Below are 21,299 nucleotides of genomic sequence, written 5' to 3' on the forward strand. Positions count from 1 at the left end.
CAAAGGGTGAACGGGCTGTTGTCCTCCCGGGCCATTGCATGCGACCTTGCAGGCTGACCCACAACCAGGAAGCTTTGAATGCGTTCGTTCGATTTCAAACAGGTCGATGTCTTCAGTGAACACCCTTTGCTCGGCAACCCGTTGGCCGTGGTGCTCGGTGCTGACGGTCTGAGCGATGAGCAGATGGCAGCCTTCGCTCGCTGGACCAATCTGAGCGAAACCACCTTCCTGCTCAAGCCCACCGACCCGCGTGCCGACTATCGCGTTCGAATTTTTACCACGCTTCATGAACTGCCGTTTGCGGGGCATCCAACGCTGGGCAGTTGCCATGCATGGCTTGAGAAAGGTGGCGTTGCGCAGGGCGAGGAGATCGTTCAGGAGTGTGGCGTCGGCCTGATCAGAATTCGTCGTGATGGTCAGCAGTTGGCATTTACTGCGCCGCCCTTGCTGCGTTCCGGCCCGGTAGAGCCGCATCTGGTCGAGCAGGTTCGCGATGGCTTTGGTCTGGAGAAAGGCGCGATTCTGGAGGCGCGTTGGGCAGACAACGGCCCGGGCTGGTTGGTGGTAAGACTGTCAGATCGTGCCAGCGTGCTTGCGCTGCAGCCGGATAACGCAAAGCTTGATGGACTGAAGATTGGCGTATTCGCACCCTGGAACCCGGCAGTGGATGGCGACGAGGCGCAGTTTGAAGTGCGCGCGTTCTTGCCGGGAGATGGCATGGCCGAGGATCCTGTCACCGGCAGCCTGAATGCCGGTATTGCACTGTGGGTTCTAGAGGAGGGTCTGGCGGCGGACAGCTATGTCGCGAGCCAAGGTGCCGCGCTGGGTCGCAAGGGCAGAGTACACGTCAAGCGCGTAGGCGATGACGTATGGATCGGTGGAGCGACGGTAACCTGTATTGATGGGCGTGTTTCGCTTTGATCGACGCATAGGCCTGCGGGCGGTTCCACCTTGTCGTGGGAGCGGACTTGTTCGCGAAGAGGCCGGTAAATCCGATGCCGATACAGTGGTTGAAGTTCTGCATTCGCGGAAAAGTCCGCTCCCACCAACCGCAATGAATAGCCTGATGTCATCACTGAATTCGCAACATGTCAGTCCCGATGCGCGATCTTCTTGCCACGTCGGACGGCGATGTCGTTTGCTTGGCCGTCGCGCTGTTTACCGGTTCGGGCCTGGGTGATGAGCGCCGGAATCAGCGGACCTTCCGGCAGGTTTTTCCAGAATCTCGACGGGAAGTGACCTTCCATGACCTTGGGATTCAGGCGCGCCGGGTTGAAGATGTGGCTGTAGTAGGTCAGCCACAGCTCGCCATGCGGGTCATCGACCTGACGCGCCAGGGTCTTCCAGGCTTCCGGGCAGCGGCGCTCATGAATCAGCTGTTTACCGTCGTAATAAACGCCATCCTGCGGCGTCGCGATCATCCAGCGGTGCTGGCCCATACGGCCGATGAAGTGTTCGCTGGCGCTGTGCAGGATGTCGTGGGCCGGTTCGTGCCAGGCCACGTATTCCGGGCGCATGAATTCGTCGTCCTGTTCGGGCGCGGGCAATGCCACGAAGCGCAGAAAGGCATGCAGGTGATGGGCCTCGCGGCGAATCGACTTTAGCCGCCGATGCAGCTCGCTGCCCAGTTTGTCGCCAGCCATCATGGCAGTCCGGTCGCCGTGGCTGACGCGCCAAAGCACTTCGTACAAAAGGCTCCAGCGTTGCTCGCCACGATAACGGGAGGCACTGTCCAGCAGGTGCAGCAGTTCGAGCGGCACGCGCGCCTGGAAGGGGCCTTGCTCCTTCGGGCAGTCCTGATCGCTGCCGAACAGGTCGGCCGCATCGGGTGACTTCCAACTGACCTGGCTGGGGTCGATTCCGTGGCTGAGCAGCCAGCGGGCCTGCTGCCGCCAGGTGTCGAACAGGTCATCGCAATCGAGACAGATCATCCCCACAGTCCCATTTGCTGAGGTTGCGGGCGGTCACGCAGTTGATGATGCAGGAACTCGCTGGTGGTTTCGGCCTGGGGCGGGTGGTAGTCGCTGGTGATGATGAAGGGCTTGGCTTTGGCCAGCACGCAGCGCATGCGGGTCAGGTCTTCGTAACGGATACGCCGCTGCCGCCGCAGTTCGACCAGACGCTGGGTGGTGCGAATGCCGATGCCAGGCACCCGGGCGATTAGCGCAGGGTCGGCGTTGTTCAGGTCCAGCGGAAACACCTGGCGATTGCCCAGCGCCCAGGCGAGCTTCGGATCGATGTCCAGCGCCAGGTCACCGGGGCCGTTGAGCAGTTCGCCCGCCGTGAACCCGTAGCCGCGCAGCAGAAAGTCCGCCTGATACAGCCGATGCTCGCGCATCAGAGGCGGTGCGGCCAGCGGTACGCTGTTCGGGCTGTTGGGGATCGGGCTGAACGCCGAATAATAGACGCGGCGCAATTTGAAGTTGCTGTACAGCGATTGAGCGCTGTGCAGGATAGTGCTGTCGTCAGTCGCGTCGGCTCCCACGATCATCTGCGTGCTTTGCCCGGCTGGCGCGAATTTCGGCGCGCGAGGTTCGTTGCGCACGGTCTGCTCGCCGGTGTAGATGGTCTGCATCGAGCGCTTGATCGAAGCCACATCCTTTTCCGGGGCCAACGTCTGCAGGCTCGCATCAGTAGGCAATTCGATGTTCACACTCAACCGGTCGGCATAGCGACCGGCTTGTGCGATCAGCGCAGGATCAGCGTCAGGAATGGTCTTGAGGTGAATATATCCTCGAAACTCATGCACCTCGCGCAGCAGCCTGGCGACTTCGACCAGTTGCTCCATCGTGTAGTCCGCCGAACGGATGATGCCCGAACTCAAGAACAGCCCGCTGACACAATTGCGGCGGTAGAAGTCCAGGGTCAGCGTGACCACTTCTTCAGGCGTGAAGCGGGCACGGGGCACATCGCTCGAACGTCGGTTGACGCAATACTGGCAATCGTAGAGGCAGAAGTTGGTCAGCAGGATTTTCAGCAGGGACACACAGCGCCCGTCGGGCGTGTAGCTGTGACAGATGCCCATGCCGTTGGTCGAGCCAAGGCCGGACTTATCCTGCGAACTGCGCTTGGGTGCTCCGCTGCTTGCGCATGACGCGTCGTACTTGGCGGCGTCCGCCAGAATGCTGAGCTTGTCGATGAGCTGCATGGAATACCCCATTACTGTTTGCATGTACAGTATCGGGTTGCCGGGCAAGACTCAAGCCGTGAGGCATGAAGTAGACCGAAGGTCGGCGAAGTTTAAATAGATGGCTAATGTGAATGTTATTTTATAACGACGAGATGATGGCTTATGTAATACTGTAACGAATAGTTTCAGGTTGCTTGTCGTGAAAACACCCCCCCCTTCGTCCATCGCAAGCTCGGTCCTGGCTCAGTCGGCCTGGAAGCGAATTCTGTTTTCCCTGTTTGTTCTCGCGTTGCTGTGGCTGGCGATTGGATGGTCGGTGGCCATTCCGTGAGCGCCGCCATCGCGCTGGAAAACCTCACTGTCGCTTACGAGCGCAGGCCTGCCGTTCATCACATCAGCGGTCGCTTCGAAGCCGGAAGCCTGACGGCCATCGTGGGCCCTAATGGTGCAGGCAAATCCACCTTGATCAAGGCCATTGCCGGGACCATGAAGCCTGCACAGGGCAGGGTAGATCGCGGGCGTCTGGCCATTCGCACCATCGGCTATTTGCCTCAGGCGGCCGAGATCGACCGCAGTTTCCCCTTGAGCGTTGCTGACACCGTGGCGATGGGGGCTTGGCACAGCATCGGGCCGTTTCGTAGCCTGACCCGCAAACATGCTGACCTCACGCGGCAAGCGCTGCTCACCGTCGGCCTGGAAGGCTTCGAGGCACGCAGCATCGGTTCGCTGTCGTCTGGGCAGTTTCAGCGTGTGTTGTTCGCCCGCCTGCTGTTGCAGGACGCCTCGGTGATTCTGCTGGACGAGCCGTTCACGGCCATCGATGCACGTACCACCCGTGACCTGCTGGAGCTGGTGCGGGTCTGGCATGGGCAGGGTCGCACTGTGATCGCGGTGCTGCACGATATCGATCAAGTGCGCCAGCATTTCCCCCAAACCCTGCTGATGGCCCGCGAAGCCATCGCCTGGGGCGAAACCGCTGAGGTGCTAAGCGTCGCGAACCTGCGCAAGGCCCGCAATATGGCCGAGTACTGGACCGCAGATGAGTCGATGTGCGACGTCGAGGACGAACCGTCATGATGCTTTACACCTGGGTGATCGAGCCCTTCGTCGAGTTCGGTTTCATGCGCCGCGCGCTGGTGGCGTGCCTGGCGTTGGGCATTGGCTCAGGACCGGTTGGCGTGTTGCTGATGCTGCGGCGCATGAGTCTGGTGGGCGATGCCATGAGTCACGCCGTGCTGCCGGGCGCTGCGGTCGGCTTCATGGTGGCGGGGCTGTCGTTGCCGGCGATGGGCTTCGGCGGGCTGATCGCCGGGCTTGCGGTTGCGCTGCTGTCCGGATTGGTCAGCCGGCTGACGGCGCTGCGCGAAGATGCCAGCTTCGCCAGCTTCTACCTGACGTCGCTGGCGGCCGGGGTGCTGATCGTTTCGCTGCATGGTTCCAGTGTCGATCTGCTCCATGTGCTGTTCGGCACCATTCTGGCCATCGACAGCGCGTCTATCTACATGGTCGGCGGCATTGCTTCGTTCACCCTGATTCTGCTTGCCGTGATCTACCGTCCGCTGGTGCTCGAGTGCTTCGATCCGGGTTTTTTGCGGGCGGTAGGCGGGCGCGGATCGCTGTATCACGTACTGTTTCTGCTGCTGGTGGTGCTGAACCTGGTGGCGGGCTTCCAGGCGCTGGGTACCTTGATGGCCGTCGGCATGATGATGCTGCCAGCAACGGCCGCGCGTTTCTGGGCCAGCTCACTGAGCGCACTGATGCTGATTTCAACCCTCTTGGCCACCTTGGCGGGTCTGATCGGGCTGATCGTTTCCTACCACCTGGGTGTCGCTTCCGGGCCTGCCATTGTGCTGACCGCCAGCACGTTTTACGTCTTTTCTCTGTTGTTCGGACGCACGGGCATCCTGCGTCGACTGTTTCCCCAACCTCACCTGGCTCACTGAAAAGGTATGTCATGAAACGACTGATGTTGTTGAGTTCAATGGCGGCGCTGGCGCTGTCTGCCTTTGCGTCCATCGCCCAGGCCAAGCCGCTGGAAGCGGTCGCATCGTTCACCGTGATCGCCGATATGGTGAGCACCGTGGGCGGCGACCGAGTGCATGTCACTTCCCTGATTGGTCCAAACGGCGACCCGCACGTCTACGAGCCGACGCCGACCGATGCGCAAGCGTTGAAAAACGCCGACCTGACGTTCGTCAGCGGTTTGCACCTGGAAGGCTGGATGGACCGTCTGATCAAGGCGTCGGGCTACAAAGGTAAGCCGGTCGTGCTTTCTGAAGGCATCAAGACCCGCAGCATGGATGAGGACGGCAAACGCATCACCGACCCGCATGCCTGGAACAGCGCTGCCAACGGCGTGATTTATGTGCGCAATATCGTGGCTGCACTGAAAAAGGCCGATCCCGACGGCGCGCCGGTCTACCAGGCCAACGGCGACCGTTACATCGTTCAGTTGCAGCAACTGGACCTGTATGCGCGTGATCAGATCAAGGCCATCCCGCAAGCCAATCGCAAGATCCTGACCTCCCATGATGCGTTTGGCTATTTTGGTGATGCCTACGGCGTGACGTTCCTGTCGCCGCTGGGTCTTTCCACCGAATCGGAAGCCTCGGCAGCAGACGTTTCGAAACTGATCCGTCAGATCAAGGCCGAGCACGTCAGCGCTTATTTCTTCGAGAATTCAGGTGACCCGCGTCTGGTCAAGCAGATTGCCGAAGCCAGCGGTGCGCAGCCAGGCGGTGAGTTGTATGTCGAAGCCCTGTCGCCACCAGACGGCCCAGCGTCGACTTACGCCAAGATGTTTCGCTACAACGTCGACACGCTGGTTGCAGCGATGAAAAACCATCAATAATCGCTATCGACGTTCAGCGGGGTGTAGCGGGTCGACGATGTCCAGTCGCCGTGCACCTCGTTGAGGGGCAGGTAATCGGCAAATTGCCCGCGTCCAGTGTCCTTTCGGATGATTGACGCTTCGTTCTGCTGGCGGGCGTCGTCAGACGCTCTGGCCGGCGGAATCACCTGGAATCCACTGAAACCCTCGGCGGCAATGTCTTCGGTTCTGACCGTCTCGATGAAGTCGTCCAGCGCTACTCAGCCAATCGCTGCGTTGTAGTGCCCGACAAAGGCGCAACGGGGAAGGGGAGTTGCAGGGTCGCCCTGTCGGCGAAGACCAAGCCTGACCAGTAATGGGCGAGAGGGGGTAGGCGATAGGGGGCAATCTGAGCAGGCGTGTCGTCATCCTCAATGTTCGGAGGGTGGAGGTATGCCGTACTCCTTCACTGCGCGACTCACTGAGAATAACGCGCAACCCTCGTTCAACAAGGGCTGCGCGACAGGCTGGGTCAGTGATTGAGGAATTTGAACACGGTGGTCTGGGTGTACGCCTTGCCTGGATCGAGACGGGTGCTCGGGAATTTCGGCTGGTTAGGCGCGTCCGGGTAGTGCTGGGTTTCCAGTGTGAAGGCACCCCAGTGCGGGTAGACCTTGCCGCCTTTGCCGTGAATGCTGCCATCCAGGAAGTTGCCGGTGTAGAGCTGCACGCCGGGCTCGGTGGTGAACAGCTGCAGTTTACGGCCCGACTGCGGGTCGCTGACTTCAGCCGCCAGCTTCTTCACGTCGCCCTTGGTGTCGAGCACCCAGTTGAAGTCAAAACCGCCTTGTTTGGGCTCGGCGTACTTGAGCTGCTGATGATCATCCTTGATGTGCTGACCAAAGGCGGTCGGCTTGAGGAAATCCATTGGGGTGCCTTTCACGGCGGGCAGTTCGCCGGTCGGAATCAGCTTGTCGTTGACCGGGGTGTAGTGCGAGGCGTGCAAGGTGGCGACCTGCTTGAGAATGTCGCCGCTGCCCGCACCCGCCAGATTGAAGTAGCTGTGGTTGGTCAGGTTCAGTACCGTCGACTTGTCGGTGGTTGCGCGGTAGTCGATCTTCAGCTCGTTTTTCTCGTTCAGGCTGTAAGTGACGACAGTGGTCAGCGTACCGGGGAACCCCATCTCGCCGTCGGGTGAAACGTAGGTCAATTTCACACCGACCGAATCGCCGGTCTTTGTTTCTTCAGCTTTCCAGAGTCGCTTGTCGAAACCCTGACTGCCGCCGTGCAGCGCGTTGGTCTTGTCGTTGAGAGGGACCTGATAGGTCTTGCCATCCAGCGTGAACTTGCCGCCCGCAAGGCGATTGCCGAACCGACCGATGGTTGCCCCGAAGTACACCGTACCGTTGTTCTGATAGCCCTGCACATCGTCGAAGCCCAGCACGATGTCTTCCACTTTGCCGGCTTTGTCGGGAACCATCAGCGACTGAAGGGTGGCGCCGTAGGTGATGACACTGGCTTCGATGCCGTGGCTGTTGCGCAGGGTGTACTTTTCGACGGCCGTGCCATCCGGCAGTTGGCCGAAGCCGCTGTGTTCGCTGGAGAGCGTCGCAGCGTGCGCGGTTAACGTGCTGATCATGAGAGACAGTCCAAGGGTGCTGAGAAGAGCATGCTTTTTCATCTGATCTACCCGCTTTTATTTTTATTGGTAAGACTATTTGATCGGATTTCTATCCGATGGAAGGATTTATAGCCCAAAAAATGCTGCTTGAAAAATTAATTGTAATACTATTTAGTAATGCGGGCGGTGAGTATGCTCTACAGCACACTGCGGCCCGTTTGACAGGCATTGGTATGATGATTAGCCTCGGCTCGAACAGATCGCGACACGAGGCATCGGGACATGAGCAGTAATTTCCACGCGTCAACGGTGGATTGGCTGGGTGCCTGGATTGCCGCAGGCAATGTTCTGCCGGGTCAGACGCTGAAAGTGGAAGCCGCGCTGTGCGAAGAGCTGGGTGTCAGCCGTACGGTGTTGCGTGAGGCCATAAAGACGCTGGTGGCCAAAGGGTTGCTGGAGGTCGGGCCCAAGGTGGGCACACGCGTACTGCCGTTGCGAAGCTGGAACCTGTTCGATCCTCAGGTGGTCGGCTGGCTCGCACGCAAAGGGCTTCCGGAAGCGTTCGTGAAGGACCTGCTGGACCTGCGCAGAACCATCGAGCCAATGGCGGTGCGCTGGGCGTGCGACAGGGCCACCGGACAGCAGATTGAAGAGATTCGTGAGGCGTACCGCTTGTTGGAGGCGTCGGTGACCGACAAGGGGGATTACAACCTGGCGGATCGGCGTTTTCATGAGGCGGTGCTGGCGGCCAGCCATAATCGTTTCATCGAGCAGATGTTGCCCGCGCTGGGCGCATTACTGGCCGTGTCGTTCGAAGTGACGTCGGGAATGCCGGGCCAGTTGGGCAAGACCCTGCCGCTGCACCGGGATCTGGCTGAAGCCATTGCCACCCGTGATGCCGGCCGTGGTGTGTGGGCCTGCATGAGCCTGATCGAGCAGGCGGCTGAGGTGATCGACACGTATTTTTCGCGTCAGAAGGAAGCCGCTGACGCGTTACTTTGAACACATGGAAATGCGCGTGACCGATTGATTGCTGCATCACACTGAAAAGTACCTTTTACAACAATAACAAAGGACATTTTCATGAACTGGCTGCCCGTCTCCGAGCACCGTTTCAAGCTGGGCGAAGGTTCCTTCTGGGACGTCGAACAGCAGGCCCTGTATTGGGTCGATATCTCAGGCTTTCTGGCTTGCAGGCTCGTCAACGGCGAATACCGCCACTGGCGCATGCCCGAACCTATTTCCGCGTTTATCCCCACCAAGCAAGGCGATGCGCTGGTGACGCTGGCCAGCGGTGTTTACCGCCTGGACGTGACAGCATTCAAAACGTCCCTCTCGTTTTTTTGCGTGGCCGACCCGGTGTCCGGCAACCGCGCCAACGAATCGCGCTGCGACGCTCAAGGTCGACTCTGGCTGGGCAGCATGCAGAACAACATTGATGCGCAAGGTGGCGACGTTCCGCTGGTTCGCCGTTCCGGAGGGCTGTTTCGAGTCGATGCCGATGCCAGCGTCACGCGCCTGCTGGACCGCCAGGGGATCGTCAACACGTTGCTGTGGAACGCCACTGGCGATGTGCTGTACAGCGCCGACACGCTGGACGACGTCATTTATCACTACCCGATTCTTCCGGACGGCAGCCTTGGCTCGCGCACGGTATGGGCTGCCGAGCATTCGCGTGGTTCCCCTGACGGTTCTGCGATGGATGCCGAGGGTTACGTCTGGAATGCCCGCTGGGGCGGCAGTTGCCTGATTCGATTCGCACCTGACGGCAGCGTGGACCGGGTGATTGATCTGCCGGTCAGTCATCCCACCAGTTGCGTATTCGGTGGGCCTGACCTCAAGACCTTGTACGTGACGAGCGCCGCACCTGCTGACGCACACGGTGAGTTCGACGGCGCGGTCGTCACCGCTGATGTTGATGTAAAAGGGCTTGAATGCACCCGGTTCGCCGGCTGAACGAGGTTGCTGAAGGATTACGCCTGATGTTGTTTCTGGGTCTGTACTTCCTTAGGTGACATTCGGTTACATTGCAGTCAATCATAATATGGTATGACTATTGAACCGGTTTCAAACGCATCTGCGTTCATGAGCCGCCACCTTTGCTGAACGCTCTAGCTATTCAATAAAAATAAGGAGTTAGCTATGTTGAGTCGTCACGGGATCCGTTCCCTGTGCTGTGCTGCTGTCACCACCGCCATCATGGGCATGAGCGGTATCGTCTCTGCTGCCGATGAAGTCAAAATCGGCTTTCTGGTCAAACAAGCCGAAGAACCCTGGTTCCAGACCGAGTGGGCCTTTGCCGAAAAAGCAGGCAAGGATCACGGCTTCACCGTGCTCAAGATTGCCGTGCCGGACGGTGAAAAAACCCTGGCTGCCATCGACAACCTCGCGGCCAATGGCGCCAAGGGTTTCGTGATCTGCCCGCCTGACGTGTCTCTCGGTCCTGCCATTGTGGCCAAGGCCAAGGCGCTGGGCCTGAAGGTCATGGCTGTGGACGACCGTTTCGTCGACGCTCAGGGCAAATTCATGGAGGACGTTCCTTACCTGGGCATGGCCGCCTTCGAAGTTGGCCAAAAGCAGGGCGCGGCGATGGCCACCGAAGCCAAGAACCGCAAGTGGGATGAGAACGAGTGGAAGGGCACCTACGCCATCATCAACACTTACAACGAGCTGGACACTGGTAAGAAGCGCACCGACGGTTCTGTCGATGCCTTGAAAAAAGCGGGGCTGCCTGAAAAGAACATTCTGTTCACTGCACAGAAAACCCTGGATGTACCAGGCAGCATGGACGCCACCAACTCGGCCCTGCCCAAGCTGCCGGGCGATGCTAAAAACCTGATCATCGGCGGCATGAACGACAACACCGTACTGGGTGGCGTCCGTGCTACGGCGAGTAACGGGTTCAGCGCAGACAACGTGATCGGTATCGGCATCAACGGCACTGACGCCATCGATGAGCTGAAGAAAAAGAAAAGCGGCTTCTTCGGTTCGATGCTGCCCAGCCCGGACAAAGAAGGCTACAACACCGCCAAGTACATGTACGAGTGGATCAAGGATGGCAAAGAGCCTCCGAAGTACACCGCGATGGACGACGTGACACTGATCACCCGCGCCAACTTCCAGGAAGAACTGACCAAGATCGGCCTTTGGAAGTGAGCTGAAAAGAGGGGCCTGACTGAAGGCCCCTCTCATTGAGGAGGTTGGTTGCATGCAACAGGCTATCGAACAACATTCGGCAGGCGGTGCCTTGCGCTTCAATGGCATTGGCAAGGTCTTTCCCGGCGTAAAAGCGCTCTCGGATATCAGCTTTGAAGCGCGTCCCGGCAGCGTTCATGCGCTGATGGGCGAAAACGGCGCGGGCAAGTCCACGCTCTTGAAGATTCTGGGCGGCTCTTATCAGCCCAACAGCGGCGCGCTGCAAATCGGCGAGCAGACTTACCAGTTCAAATCCACGGCCGACAGTATCGCGGCCGGGGTAGCGGTCATTCACCAGGAGCTGCATCTGGTACCGGAAATGACCGTCGCCGAGAACCTGCTGTTGGGCCATATGCCCAGCCGTTTTGGTTTGATCAATCGGGGTGCCATGCGCCGCCGTGCGGCAGAATTGCTTAAAGGGCTGGCCGACGAGATCGATCCGGGCACGCGCCTGGGCGATTTGTCTCTGGGGCAGCGGCAATTGGTGGAAATCGCCAAAGCCATGTCGCGCAATGCTCATGTGATTGCCTTCGACGAACCGACCAGCAGCCTGTCAGCGCGTGAAATCGACCGATTGATGGCAATCATCGTCCGTCTGCGTGACGAAGGCCGGGTGATTCTTTACGTGTCGCACCGCATGGAAGAAATCTTCCGCGTTTGCGACGCCGTGACTGTCTTCAAAGACGGGCGTTTTGTGCGCACCTTCGAGCAAATGGCGGATCTGGATCATGACCGTCTGGTGACCTGCATGGTCGGTCGCGATATTCAGGACATCTACAACTACCGTCCCCGCCAGCACCAGGGACCGAGCCTGCGGGTCACCGGCCTGATGGGACCGGGGTTGCAGGAGCCGGTCAGTTTTGCGGTCGAGAAGGGCGAAGTGCTGGGCTTTTTCGGCCTGGTCGGTGCCGGTCGCACCGAGCTGTTTCGTCTGCTGTCCGGCATGACCCGCAGCACGGCAGGTTCGCTGCAACTGGACGGCAAGCCGCTGACCCTCAAGTCGCCGCGTGATGCCATCGCTGCTGGCATTCTGCTGTGCCCGGAAGATCGCAAGAAAGAGGGCATCGTGCCGCTGTCCAGCGTCGCCGAAAACATCAACATCGGTGCGCGTCCACGCCACGTCAGCCTTGGCTGCCTGATTCAGGGCCGCTGGGAGCGCGACAACGCGAAGGGCCAGATTCAAGCGATGAACGTCAAGACGCCATCCCCTGAACAGCAAATCATGTACCTGTCCGGCGGCAACCAGCAGAAAGCCATTCTGGGGCGCTGGCTGTCGATGCCGATGAAGGTGCTGCTGCTCGACGAGCCAACCCGCGGTATCGACATTGGGGCCAAGTCCGAGATTTACCAGATCATCCACAACCTGGCCGCCGACGGCATCGCCGTGATTGTGGTGTCCAGCGACCTGATGGAAGTGATGGGTATTTCCGACCGCATTCTGGTGATGAGCGAAGGTGCCATTACCGGTGAACTGAACCGCGACGAGGCTGAAGAGCCGCGTCTCCTGCAACTGGCTCTGCCACGCACGCGCGGCTGAACAACTGGTCCCTGACCATGAACAATAAAAAAGAGGTGCGTATGTCTACCGAATCCAGCCTGCGGGCTCCCCGTCAGGGCTTGAACCTGCGCCGTTTTGCCGATGAGTGGGTCATGCTGCTGGCCGCCGTGGGCATCTTCCTGCTCTGCGCCGTGTTCATCGACAACTTCATGTCACCCTTGAACATGCGCGGCCTGGGCCTGGCGATTTCCACCGTGGGCATTGCCGCCTGCACCATGCTCTATTGCCTGGCCTCCGGCCACTTCGACCTCTCGATCGGTTCGGTTCTCGCGTGCTCCGGGGTTATCGCCGGGATCGTGATCCGCGACACCGACAGCGTTTTTCTGGGCGTATCGGCCGCGCTGGCGATGGGACTGGTGGTGGGCCTGATCAACGGTATCGTCATCGCGAAACTCAGGATCAACGCCCTGATCGCGACGCTGGCGACCATGCAGATCGTGCGCGGTCTTGCCTACATCTTCTCCAACGGCAAGGCGGTGGGCGTTTCCAACGAAGACTTTTTCGTGTTCGGCAACGGCCAGCTGTACGGCGTACCGGTCCCGATTCTGATCACGATCGTCTGCTTCATCTTCTTCGGCTGGCTGCTCAACTACACCACTTACGGTCGCAACACGATGGCCATCGGTGGCAACCAGGAAGCAGCGTTGCTGGCAGGCGTACACGTTGATCGCACCAAGATCATCATCTTCGCCGTGCATGGCCTGATCGGCGCACTGGCAGGCGTTGTGCTTGCTTCGCGCATGACCTCCGGCCAGCCGATGGTGGGGCAGGGCTTCGAGCTGACGGTGATCTCGGCCTGCGTACTGGGTGGCGTATCGCTCAGTGGCGGTATCGGCATGATCCGCCACGTCATCGCCGGCGTGCTGATTCTGGCGATCATCGAAAACGCCATGAACCTGAAGAATATCGACACCTTCTACCAGTACGTCATTCGCGGCACGATCCTTCTGCTGGCTGTGATCATCGACCGGATGAAGCGTCGCTGAAGTCTGCACACAGCGTCGCATCCACTTGCTTTTGCCGGTTGTTCAGGCAGAGGCGAGTGGATGTCATCACGTAAAGCCCCGACGTTTATCCATTCTAAAAACGACCCCTTGCCGACTCGCTATATTCGGCCATGCCAACTAAGATCCTTGCCACATGCTGTTCTCCAGCCACGGCAGTTCATGTCCAGCTTACTGTTCAGGCTTTTGCGAAAGTGATGTATGGAAGGCTCATGAGTGCTGACTTGATTTGCTGGATGCCCTATGCAAATGCCTGCTGTTTCAGTGCAAGGTCGTTCAACTGTCGAGAAGCTGGTCGCCTGTTTTGTTGCGATTGTGGTGTTTTCGATACTCTCGGTACTGGTCTGGGTCAGTTGGCAAAGTTACAACCAGCACATTCGTGAGGGAGAGGGTAATGTCGCCAACCTGGCGCGGGCGGCTGCCCAGCACGCGGAGGATGCGGTCAAGCAGATCGACGCGGTTTCAGCAGGTGTTCTGGAGCGCATAGAGTGGTACGGCGTTGACCGTATGGATAACGGCAGGCTGCGCCTGCTCTTCAAGAAACGCGCTGAGCTGATGCCGCAAATTCACGGCTTTTTTGTCTATGACAAAGAGGGCAACTGGCTGGTGACCGACAAGGAGTCTTACCCTGCGTCAGCCAACAACTCGGATCGGGATTACTTCATCTATCACAGGACCCATCCTGGCGATCGGGAAATGCACCTCAGCAAAGTAGTAAAGAGCCGCTCGACGGGCGACTATGTCGTTCCCCTTTCAAGGCGTATCAACAACCCTGATGGCAGCTTCGCCGGCGTATTTCTGGTGACGATGTCGATCAAGTATTTCAACCGGTTTTATGCGGGCTTTCATCTGGACGATAACGGCATCTTTCTGCTGACGCTGGATGATGGCACGGTTCTTACACGCAGACCTTTTTTCGACGACGTGATCGGCACCAGTGTTGCGAAGGGGAATGTATTCAAGGATCACCTCCCTTACGCGAAATCGGGCGTCGCGCACATCAAGTCAGTGATTGATAACGTCGAGAGAATAAACGGATACGTCAGTATTGGCCGATACCCGTTGGTGATACAGGCGGGTGTATCTAAAGGCGGCATTCTTTCGCCTTGGTACCATCAACTGTATACATCGTTGTCGTTTGTCAGCCTGGTCATCATCGGTCTTCTGGTTTTTGCTTACGTTCTCTTGCGTCAAATCCGGCTGGGCGATGCTTTGCAAACGCAGTTGGAAGGCACTCGGGCCGTTCTGCGTAAAATGGCTGCTGAAGACAGCCTGACCGGACTGCTTAACCGGCGAAGTCTGGATGAAATACTGCCCCTTGAGCTTGTACGGGCCGAAAAAGATAGAACGCCGATCAGCCTGTTTATGATGGATATCGATCACTTCAAGTCTTACAACGATCGGTATGGTCATCCAGCGGGCGATGCCTGTATCAGAGAGGTCGCAGGTGCGATCCGGTCTGCTGTCAGGCGGCCCCAGGATCTGGCTGTGCGTTACGGCGGTGAAGAGTTCACTGTCCTGCTTCCCAACACCGACCGCGAAGGCGCAATGCGCATCGCCGAAGACATCACTCGGCAGCTCGGACTGCTTCGCATCGAGCACGCAGGCAATGCGACGGGAGTTGTCACGATCAGCATTGGCGGCATCACGCTCGATAATGCGATCGGTGTGACACCTCAGAATGTGCTCGCGGCAGCCGACGACGCACTGTATGAAGCCAAACGTATGGGACGTAATCAAATTCGGTTTTCAGGCGACTGAACGATGGTCAGGTGCCAATGGAGAGCGCTCGCAGATGCGTTACACCAGAACAGCCAGGCTTTCCCGGTGCCGGCTTTGGTCGACTGCCGGATCAGCGTCAGAGGGTGGCCTCTCGTAAACGGCTTCAGGATTTCTGCAAACTAGTCACTGAGTGGCGAAACTGCCCCAGGTTTGGCCATTCGCGCCAAGCCATACAGCACGGCACCTACCACCAGCATCACGCCCGCACGCAACCACGTTTCCGGCCCTTGCTGAGTCAGCAGCAACAAGCATGACAGCACCCCAAGAACGGGAACGACCCAGTGGACCTGAAAGTGCCCAGACTCCACTTTGTCGCGCTTGAGCACCAACACGGCAACGTTCACGCTCAGGAACACGAACAGCAACAGCAACACAACCGTTTCTGCCAGCGTGGTCAGCGTGCTGGTGAAGGACAGCGCGATGGCGACCAGCGTTGTCGCCAGGATGGCGAACCCGGGTGTCCGCCGGCGTGGCAGCACAGAACCCAGGACAGAAGGAAGCAGGCCTTGGCGCGCCATGCCGAAGGTCAGTCGACTGGCCATGATCATGGTTAATAGCGCGCCGTTGGCCACTGCAATCAGAGCGATCACTGCAAACCACGGTGACGGGATGCCCAAGCCAGACGCCTTGACCACATCCAGCAGCGGCGCTTGCGAATCCTTCAATTGCTCGACCGGCAGCACCATTGCCGCGCCGACACCTACCAGCACATACACCGCGCCGGCAATCAGCAGCGCGCCGAACAGCGCACGCGGGTAGACACGGCGTACGTCCTTGATTTCTTCGGCCAGATTGGCCGAGGTTTCGAAGCCGACGAACGAATAGAAGGCCAGCAGCGAGGCGGCCAGAATGGCCGTGGCGGGCGCCGCGGTATCCAGCTCGAAAACCCGCTGTGGTACGCCGTGGCCCTGACCTACGAACCACGCGGCGGCGGCAATCACCATCGCCAGGCCGCTCAGCTCGATCGTGGTCATCACCAGATTGGCTCCCAGTGACTCCTTGATACCCCGCGCATTCAACAGGCCGACGATGATCAGAAAACCGACGCAGACCCACTGGGGTGGCAGGGCGATCAACGCTTGCAGGTAGTCGCCGGCAAAAGCCACGGCAAGTCCCGCGGCACTGGTGACGCCCGCTGCAACCATCGAGAAACCCACCAGAAACGACAACAGTGGCTTGCCGAAGGCTTTCTCGGCATAGACGGCGGCGCCACCGGCACGTGGGTATTTGGTGACGAGTTCGGCGTAGGACGCGGCGGTGAGCAACGCAAAACACAGCGCAATCAGCAGCGGTGCCCAGATCGCACCGCCGACACGGCCTGCGATGGTCCCGGCCAGCGCATAGACGCCCGCACCCAACACATCGCCAAGAATGAACAGCATCAGCATTGGCGCGGTAATTGCGCGTCGTAGTGAGGTTTTGTCGTGACTGGCCATGTGAAAGAGTCCTTTCCGAATCTGCGGCGTATGAGTGTCAGAGCGTCGCTGTGCCGGTTGGTTCTGAGTTTCGGTCAGGTCTAGTCAATGGCTCGTCTGTATCAATCTGCGCCATTCACGAAACGCTGGGTAGCAGACAGGTCGATCTGGTATTGCAGCTCGTTCGCGTCGTGGCTACAGAAGATGCGCAAGTCGCGCCCCGCACTAAGAGACAAGTTGCGTAAGCGCACCTGATTGGCGACACGCGCCTGGTGGTCGGTGTCCATCATGCGCTGGTAAAGCCGCAGGCCGGGTGTGCAATGGCGCTCGGGCGAGCCTACTTCGCCCCGGTAGAAATACGCGTCCCCGGCGTGCAGCATCCAGCCTTGAGGCGTGCGTATCGCAATGCCCGCATGCCCGCGGGTATGACCGCGCAGCGGCACCAAAAGGATGTCGTCATCGCCTGCACCCAGCAGGGCACGTACCGCACCGAACCCGTTCCAGCGATCTGCGCCATCGTCGTACAGCTTCCAGTCCGTGACGCCTTGCCATTGCTGCGAGCGGAACCTGCGTGAATCGCGCCATCCCGCAGCGTTGCCGGCGGCCGACATTTCATCGCGCATCACATGCACGGTGGCGTGGGGAAAGTCTCGCAAACCGCCTGCGTGGTCGAAATCCAGGTGCGTCAGAATGATATGGCGGACATCCTCGGGATGAAATCCCAACTGCCGGATCTGGTGCAAAGCGGTGTAGCGATGCTCCAGCCGAATATTATTGAACGTGCGAAAGAACCTGCTCAGGCGCCTCTCAGGGTGTTCAACGTCTTCGGTTCCAAAACCGGTGTCCACCAGCACCAGTCCATCGCGGTGCGTTTCGATCAAGAGGCAGTGGCACACCAGCCTTGCGGTCAACCCGCGGCTGAAGCCGTCGAAAAGCGCCCCGCCAACAGGGCACATGCACCCGCAGTTCAAATGATGGATTCGCACACGGGTTTCCTCTCGCCAAAGGTTGATATATGCACTCGGGCTTCAAACGTTTGCTGTGCGTTTCAGTCGTCTTCGCGCCGTTTTCGGCAACGCTCCAGTAGACGCCTGCGGGGCGCTTCGGGGCGAAGCTCGCGAACGATAACGCGTATTGCCTGTTTCAATTGCTTGGCGATATCGCCGATGAACGAAGGTTTTGCACCCCGTTGTCGTTCAGTGAGCGCTGCTATCAGTTGCTTCATTCATCTTTCCCATCGCTGATCATCCGCACCGGTATCTGCGTGGCCGGTGCCTCCTTTAAAAATGCCTCTCAAAAAAATGATCTTTCAGCTATCGGGAAATTCAAAACGATCGTCAGTGGCCCTGACAGGCGGCGCGATGATTCAATGTGGCAATGCTTCAGGAGCATTTGTGTTCCACGTTGTCAGACTCTGCGTATCGGATTCAATCGCGAGGGCGCTACCTTGAACATTGCATGCCTGGGTTGGGGATCGCTTTTATGGGAGCCGGGGTCGCTGCCGTTGGCAGGTGAGTGGTATGGAGACGGCCCGGCCTTGCCCATCGAATTTTGCCGGGTGGGCGACGGTGGAGAACTCTCGACCGCGATATGCATGAATGCCTCAGCCGTGAAAGTGTCTTGGGCCCTGTTGGATGCACCCACTGTTCAGGCGGCGTGCGCGGCATTGCGCGCACGGGAACAGATACCTGAGCAACGAGAGGGCGCGGTTGGCAGCTTGCTGGTGTTGCGCACACCGATCGGGCCGTTGATGCAGTGGGCTGCTGAGCGGCGGATAGACGCGGTGGTCTGGACGGCATTGCCACCGCGATTCGCCGACATTGAAGGCCGTATTTTGTCTGCCGATGATGCGGTGGCCTATCTCTCGGGGCTGACCGGCGATACACGCGAGCATGCTCGCAATTATTTCATGCGGGTCCCTGAGCAGATCGACACGCCCTATCGTCGGATTATCAAACGCCAGTTGGGATGGCATAGCGAATGAGCGTTCTGAAATCTGGCAGGGCGTTGAACCGGATGATAAACGCCTGTCTTCTGACGATCCTGGAGGGGCAGCGTGGAACATGAAAGCCATGAGCGTTTCGACGCCGTGTGGGTAACGCTTGAGCGCTTGAGAGCGGATCTACAGCTCCTGGAGCGCACTGAGCTTGAGCGGGTGGCGCATTTGCGCGGGCATCAAACGGTCGACGATCTGGAGGCGTTGCAGCAATCGTTTGTCAGACTGGATCAGGCTGTACTGGACATCGAGCAGACGCTCGCCAGCCTGGGTGAAGCCACGGGAGAGATCGGCAAGCTTTGAATCCACACAGCGGACAGTTCGCAGCGTGAACCTTGTGGGGCGTGGGCGGTCTTATTCGGGCCCTGAAAACGGGGTGCCGTAACACTCCCTCTGTTCCCATCCCCTTGAGCCTGTGCCCACCATGCGTGAATCTCTCCGTTCTTCAGGACGTGTCTGGCGATGCCTGAGCATGCTGTTGCCGTTGCTCTCGGGTCACGCGGCGGCCGGGCAGGAGCGCCAGCTGGTTGAAGCCATCAACGCCTACCGTGCTCAACCGCAGCGCTGCGAAGCGCGGACACCCAAGGCCGCCAGACCCTTGGTGCTCAACGGCAACGTCAACTTGCCTGTCGAATTCAACGGCAGCTCCCGCGACGCCCTCAAAGCAGCGGGTTACCAAGCCGTGACCGTACGCTCCATCCGCCTGGTGGGTGCCCGGAGTACCGACGAGGCCTTCGGTCAGCTTAAAAATCGATATTGCACCGCGTTGCTGGATGCCCGGTACGTCGACATTGGCATCACTCAGGATCGCGATGACTGGCGTATCGTTTTGGCGCGTCCATTGATCGACAGCAAACTGGGCGATGCTCGCTCCACCGGCACGTTGTTGCTCGATCAAGTCAATGCAGCGCGGGCCAAACCGCGCATGTGCGGCAAGCGTCCTTTTGCAGCGGCGCGGCCTGTGGTCTGGAACGCAACGCTGGAAATGGCGGCTCAAGGGCACAGCCAGTCGATGGCCAGTGAAAACTATTTCCAGCACCGAGGCTTCGATGGTGATTCACCCGCTGATCGGGCACGCGCTGCCGGCTATGCAGGGCGGCAAATTGGCGAAAACATTGCAGCCGGTCAGAGTTCCGCCAGCAAGGCGATGGCCAGTTGGCTGGCAAGTCCCGGACACTGCGCAAACCTGATGAACCCCATGTTCACCGAAATGGGGGCCGCTTATGCAACGGGCACCCAGACGGATTACGGCGTGTACTGGACAATGCTGTTCGGCGCGCCTTGAACGGTTGCCGCTGACTACCGTTTGTCGCATGTTTGAGCGGATCGAACAAACCCCTGACCGGTCCTTAATGTCTGCTCAGGTGAAGCGCGACGCTATATAGGTGTCGACGCGTTCCAATGCATCACGGTAATCAGGAGTACTCACATGAACAAGCCAGCCATCTGCCTAGGGTTTTTCTGCCTGCTGACCTTGCACGGCTGTTTCGATAACTCGGGTAACGAAACCAAGGACAACACCGACGGCAGCAAGTCTTCGGTGCAAATGCAGCAGGGCAAGTCCGAACAGAGCCAATAACGGTCATGAGTCAGTCCATCGGCGCCTTAGACCTGCAGATCGACTTCAGCGCAGACAAGGAAAAGGCGCTGTTCAAATGGCTGATCGCCAGTTTTCTGATGGGAAAGAGGATTCAGGCTCCGATTGCCTGCGAGGCTTATCGGGTCATCGTCGAGCAGAACGGTCGTGATACGCCTCGCAAACTTGTGCATTGCACCCATCGGCAGCTGGTAGGTTTGCTGGGCGAGGCGCATTACGTGCGTTACGACGAATCCACTGCCGACCGGCTGCTGACGCTGTGCAGGAAACTGAATGAAGAATACGGCGGCAGAGTGCTCTGCATTCAGGAACAGAGCGAGGGAAGGGCGGACTTTGAGAAGCGCCTATTGGCCTTCGAAGGCGTAGGTCCTAAAACGGTCGAGATCTTCATGCGCGAGGCGTCCGGAGTGCTGTATTGAATGTACCCCCGCCGGCTTACGTGGGATGTGCGGGCTGGAGCCTTGCACGTCAGTACTGGCCAGTATTTCCTGCAGGCGGCAGCCATTTGCAGCGTTATGCCGAGCGCTTCAACACCGTGGAAATCAACAGTTCGTTCTATCGCCCCCATCGGCCGCAGACGTACGCCCGATGGGCCGATGCGGTGCCCGAGGATTTTCGCTTTTCTGTCAAGCTGCCCAAACGGATCAGCCACGAACTGCGCCTGGTTGAAAGTGAAGCCCATCTGGACGAGTTTCTAAGTCAATGCCTGGCGTTGGGGCGGAAAATGGGGTGCCTGCTGATTCAGCTTCCACCCTCATTTCGCTATGAGCCAGAGGTCGCCGAACGCTTCTTCCAAGCCTTGCGACAGCGATACACAGGGTATGTGGTGCTTGAACCGCGTCATGAATCCTGGCTGGACGCGCAGGCGCTGTTGATCGAGCAGCGGATTGGACAAGTGGCTGCCGACCCATCACCCATCACGGGAGGCAATAAGCCAAGAGGCTGGCAAGGCATGCGCTACTGGCGGCTGCACGGTTCACCGCAGGTCTATCACACGCCTTACGGCGCAGAGCGCTTGGCCGAATGGGTCGACCCGATACGCCAGTCGGCGCAGGAGGGCGCGCCGACGTGGTGCATTTTTGACAACACCGCCAGCGGTTGGGCAGTGGGTGATGCGCTGGCTTTACAGGAACAGCTAGCGCTGCACACAGCCCCGCGCGCTTGACTCGGCATTGTCCCGCAGCAAGCACCG

At 59.1% G+C, this 21,299-nt stretch carries 23 protein-coding genes; 17 read left to right on the plus strand and 6 right to left on the minus strand.

Annotation, left to right across the window (positions count from 1 at the left end; all coding sequences use genetic code 11):
• The first annotated feature begins 78 nt into the window (after positions 1 to 78).
• Positions 79 to 921 (plus strand): PhzF family phenazine biosynthesis protein, encoded by an 843-nt coding sequence (locus ALP40_RS05480; protein WP_122207247.1) that lies wholly within the window; start codon positions 79 to 81, stop codon positions 919 to 921.
• A gap of 170 nt (positions 922 to 1,091) precedes the next feature.
• On the opposite strand, the gene ALP40_RS05485 is transcribed toward ALP40_RS05480, so the two are convergent.
• Together ALP40_RS05485 and ALP40_RS05490 are read right to left on the minus strand one after the other, a co-directional pair.
• A complete protein-coding gene (locus ALP40_RS05485; protein ID WP_122207248.1) occupies positions 1,092 to 1,931 on the minus strand; it encodes a TIGR03915 family putative DNA repair protein in 840 nt (279 codons plus the stop codon).
• The gene (locus ALP40_RS05490; protein WP_004882143.1) at positions 1,928 to 3,148 is read right to left on the minus strand and encodes a putative DNA modification/repair radical SAM protein; all 1,221 of its coding nucleotides are present in this window, start codon (positions 3,146 to 3,148) and stop codon (positions 1,928 to 1,930) included. The genes ALP40_RS05485 and ALP40_RS05490 overlap by 4 nt, the downstream gene beginning before the upstream one ends.
• Positions 3,149 to 3,329: 181 nt before the next feature.
• Between ALP40_RS05490 and ALP40_RS25730 the strand changes: the two genes are divergently transcribed.
• The 4 genes from ALP40_RS25730 to ALP40_RS05505 are packed head-to-tail and all read left to right on the plus strand — an operon-like array spanning position 3,330 to position 5,981.
• Positions 3,330 to 3,461 (plus strand): hypothetical protein, encoded by a 132-nt coding sequence (locus ALP40_RS25730; protein WP_259640676.1) that lies wholly within the window; start codon positions 3,330 to 3,332, stop codon positions 3,459 to 3,461.
• Positions 3,440 to 4,207, plus strand: a complete 768-nt coding sequence (locus ALP40_RS05495; RefSeq protein WP_181112781.1) for a metal ABC transporter ATP-binding protein — start codon at positions 3,440 to 3,442, stop codon at positions 4,205 to 4,207. The genes ALP40_RS25730 and ALP40_RS05495 overlap by 22 nt, the downstream gene beginning before the upstream one ends.
• Positions 4,204 to 5,073 carry a metal ABC transporter permease gene (locus tag ALP40_RS05500; protein WP_122207249.1) on the plus strand — a complete coding sequence of 290 codons (870 nt, stop codon included), beginning with the start codon at positions 4,204 to 4,206 and terminating at the stop codon, positions 5,071 to 5,073. Before ALP40_RS05495 ends, ALP40_RS05500 begins: the two co-directional genes overlap by 4 nt.
• An 11-nt stretch (positions 5,074 to 5,084) precedes the next feature.
• A complete protein-coding gene (locus tag ALP40_RS05505; protein ID WP_122207250.1) occupies positions 5,085 to 5,981 on the plus strand; it encodes a metal ABC transporter substrate-binding protein in 897 nt (298 codons plus the stop codon).
• Here the strand turns inward: ALP40_RS05505 and ALP40_RS25495 are convergent.
• Positions 5,975 to 6,148, minus strand: coding sequence for a hypothetical protein (locus tag ALP40_RS25495; RefSeq protein ID WP_183135995.1), 174 nt, complete (start codon positions 6,146 to 6,148; stop codon positions 5,975 to 5,977). The two genes, ALP40_RS05505 and ALP40_RS25495, sit on opposite strands and share 7 nt — an antisense overlap.
• 323 nt (positions 6,149 to 6,471) lie before the next feature.
• Complete coding sequence (locus tag ALP40_RS05510) at positions 6,472 to 7,620, minus strand: aldose epimerase family protein (protein WP_122207251.1); 1,149 nt, start codon at positions 7,618 to 7,620, stop codon at positions 6,472 to 6,474.
• A gap of 222 nt (positions 7,621 to 7,842) precedes the next feature.
• Here ALP40_RS05510 and ALP40_RS05515 point away from each other — a divergent pair, with 222 nt between their 5' ends.
• The 6 genes from ALP40_RS05515 to ALP40_RS05540 all read left to right on the plus strand — a co-directional run bounded on the left by ALP40_RS05515 (position 7,843) and on the right by ALP40_RS05540 (position 15,078).
• Entirely contained in the window at positions 7,843 to 8,562 is a 720-nt protein-coding gene (locus tag ALP40_RS05515) for a FadR/GntR family transcriptional regulator (RefSeq protein WP_122207252.1), read from the plus strand.
• An 81-nt stretch (positions 8,563 to 8,643) separates the two neighbouring features.
• Entirely contained in the window at positions 8,644 to 9,516 is an 873-nt protein-coding gene (locus ALP40_RS05520) for an SMP-30/gluconolactonase/LRE family protein (RefSeq protein ID WP_122207253.1), read from the plus strand.
• Between the two features lie 186 nt (positions 9,517 to 9,702).
• Complete coding sequence (locus ALP40_RS05525) at positions 9,703 to 10,716, plus strand: substrate-binding domain-containing protein (RefSeq protein ID WP_122207254.1); 1,014 nt, start codon at positions 9,703 to 9,705, stop codon at positions 10,714 to 10,716.
• A gap of 52 nt (positions 10,717 to 10,768) precedes the next feature.
• The gene (gene araG, locus ALP40_RS05530; RefSeq protein ID WP_122207255.1) at positions 10,769 to 12,292 is read left to right on the plus strand and encodes an L-arabinose ABC transporter ATP-binding protein AraG; all 1,524 of its coding nucleotides are present in this window, start codon (positions 10,769 to 10,771) and stop codon (positions 12,290 to 12,292) included.
• Positions 12,293 to 12,333: 41 nt separating this feature from the next.
• A complete protein-coding gene (araH, locus tag ALP40_RS05535) occupies positions 12,334 to 13,299 on the plus strand; it encodes an L-arabinose ABC transporter permease AraH (RefSeq protein WP_004882171.1) in 966 nt (321 codons plus the stop codon).
• 261 nt (positions 13,300 to 13,560) lie between these two features.
• The gene (locus tag ALP40_RS05540) at positions 13,561 to 15,078 is read left to right on the plus strand and encodes a sensor domain-containing diguanylate cyclase (protein ID WP_122207256.1); all 1,518 of its coding nucleotides are present in this window, start codon (positions 13,561 to 13,563) and stop codon (positions 15,076 to 15,078) included.
• A gap of 140 nt (positions 15,079 to 15,218) precedes the next feature.
• Here ALP40_RS05540 and ALP40_RS05545 read toward each other — a convergent pair whose 3' ends face one another.
• Complete coding sequence (locus ALP40_RS05545) at positions 15,219 to 16,535, minus strand: APC family permease (RefSeq protein ID WP_122207257.1); 1,317 nt, start codon at positions 16,533 to 16,535, stop codon at positions 15,219 to 15,221.
• 101 nt (positions 16,536 to 16,636) lie between these two features.
• The gene (locus ALP40_RS05550; protein ID WP_122207258.1) at positions 16,637 to 17,500 is read right to left on the minus strand and encodes an MBL fold metallo-hydrolase; all 864 of its coding nucleotides are present in this window, start codon (positions 17,498 to 17,500) and stop codon (positions 16,637 to 16,639) included.
• A gap of 203 nt (positions 17,501 to 17,703) precedes the next feature.
• On the opposite strand from ALP40_RS05550, the gene ALP40_RS05555 reads away from it, so the two are divergent.
• The 6 genes from ALP40_RS05555 (at position 17,704) to ALP40_RS05575 (ending at position 21,272) form a co-directional block, all read left to right on the plus strand.
• On the plus strand, positions 17,704 to 18,498 hold the full coding sequence (locus ALP40_RS05555) for a hypothetical protein (RefSeq protein ID WP_259640677.1): 795 nt from the start codon (positions 17,704 to 17,706) through the stop codon (positions 18,496 to 18,498).
• 72 nt (positions 18,499 to 18,570) lie between these two features.
• The gene (locus tag ALP40_RS05560; RefSeq protein WP_122207259.1) at positions 18,571 to 18,813 is read left to right on the plus strand and encodes a hypothetical protein; all 243 of its coding nucleotides are present in this window, start codon (positions 18,571 to 18,573) and stop codon (positions 18,811 to 18,813) included.
• A 169-nt stretch (positions 18,814 to 18,982) separates the two neighbouring features.
• Complete coding sequence (locus ALP40_RS05565; protein ID WP_409077505.1) at positions 18,983 to 19,795, plus strand: CAP domain-containing protein; 813 nt, start codon at positions 18,983 to 18,985, stop codon at positions 19,793 to 19,795.
• 144 nt (positions 19,796 to 19,939) lie between these two features.
• Positions 19,940 to 20,089 carry a hypothetical protein gene (locus tag ALP40_RS25500; protein ID WP_181112794.1) on the plus strand — a complete coding sequence of 50 codons (150 nt, stop codon included), beginning with the start codon at positions 19,940 to 19,942 and terminating at the stop codon, positions 20,087 to 20,089.
• A 5-nt stretch (positions 20,090 to 20,094) separates the two neighbouring features.
• A complete protein-coding gene (locus ALP40_RS05570) occupies positions 20,095 to 20,526 on the plus strand; it encodes a DNA methylase (protein WP_122207261.1) in 432 nt (143 codons plus the stop codon).
• Positions 20,523 to 21,272 carry a DUF72 domain-containing protein gene (locus tag ALP40_RS05575; protein WP_122207262.1) on the plus strand — a complete coding sequence of 250 codons (750 nt, stop codon included), beginning with the start codon at positions 20,523 to 20,525 and terminating at the stop codon, positions 21,270 to 21,272. The genes ALP40_RS05570 and ALP40_RS05575 overlap by 4 nt, the downstream gene beginning before the upstream one ends.
• Positions 21,273 to 21,299 lie beyond the last annotated feature (27 nt).

Source organism: Pseudomonas viridiflava, assembly GCF_003702045.1.
Lineage (GTDB): Bacteria > Pseudomonadota > Gammaproteobacteria > Pseudomonadales > Pseudomonadaceae > Aquipseudomonas > Aquipseudomonas viridiflava_C.

What these genes read in the sequence shown, in the direction of transcription:
- ALP40_RS05485 (WP_122207248.1), bottom strand. Translation starts at nt 1,931, where the DNA reads ATGATCTGTCTCGATTGCGATGACCTGTTCGACACCTGGCGGCAGCAG.
- ALP40_RS05520 (WP_122207253.1), top strand. Translation starts at nt 8,644, where the DNA reads ATGAACTGGCTGCCCGTCTCCGAGCACCGTTTCAAGCTGGGCGAAGGT.
- ALP40_RS05480 (WP_122207247.1), top strand. Translation starts at nt 79, where the DNA reads ATGCGTTCGTTCGATTTCAAACAGGTCGATGTCTTCAGTGAACACCCT.
- ALP40_RS05495 (WP_181112781.1), top strand. Translation starts at nt 3,440, where the DNA reads ATGGTCGGTGGCCATTCCGTGAGCGCCGCCATCGCGCTGGAAAACCTC.
- ALP40_RS05545 (WP_122207257.1), bottom strand. Translation starts at nt 16,535, where the DNA reads ATGGCCAGTCACGACAAAACCTCACTACGACGCGCAATTACCGCGCCA.
- ALP40_RS05540 (WP_122207256.1), top strand. Translation starts at nt 13,561, where the DNA reads ATGCAAATGCCTGCTGTTTCAGTGCAAGGTCGTTCAACTGTCGAGAAG.
- ALP40_RS05500 (WP_122207249.1), top strand. Translation starts at nt 4,204, where the DNA reads ATGATGCTTTACACCTGGGTGATCGAGCCCTTCGTCGAGTTCGGTTTC.
- ALP40_RS05515 (WP_122207252.1), top strand. Translation starts at nt 7,843, where the DNA reads ATGAGCAGTAATTTCCACGCGTCAACGGTGGATTGGCTGGGTGCCTGG.
- araG (WP_122207255.1), top strand. Translation starts at nt 10,769, where the DNA reads ATGCAACAGGCTATCGAACAACATTCGGCAGGCGGTGCCTTGCGCTTC.
- ALP40_RS05565 (WP_409077505.1), top strand. Translation starts at nt 18,983, where the DNA reads ATGCTGTTGCCGTTGCTCTCGGGTCACGCGGCGGCCGGGCAGGAGCGC.
- ALP40_RS05570 (WP_122207261.1), top strand. Translation starts at nt 20,095, where the DNA reads ATGAGTCAGTCCATCGGCGCCTTAGACCTGCAGATCGACTTCAGCGCA.
- ALP40_RS05490 (WP_004882143.1), bottom strand. Translation starts at nt 3,148, where the DNA reads ATGCAGCTCATCGACAAGCTCAGCATTCTGGCGGACGCCGCCAAGTAC.
- araH (WP_004882171.1), top strand. Translation starts at nt 12,334, where the DNA reads ATGTCTACCGAATCCAGCCTGCGGGCTCCCCGTCAGGGCTTGAACCTG.
- ALP40_RS25500 (WP_181112794.1), top strand. Translation starts at nt 19,940, where the DNA reads ATGAACAAGCCAGCCATCTGCCTAGGGTTTTTCTGCCTGCTGACCTTG.
- ALP40_RS05510 (WP_122207251.1), bottom strand. Translation starts at nt 7,620, where the DNA reads ATGAAAAAGCATGCTCTTCTCAGCACCCTTGGACTGTCTCTCATGATC.
- ALP40_RS05505 (WP_122207250.1), top strand. Translation starts at nt 5,085, where the DNA reads ATGAAACGACTGATGTTGTTGAGTTCAATGGCGGCGCTGGCGCTGTCT.
- ALP40_RS05525 (WP_122207254.1), top strand. Translation starts at nt 9,703, where the DNA reads ATGTTGAGTCGTCACGGGATCCGTTCCCTGTGCTGTGCTGCTGTCACC.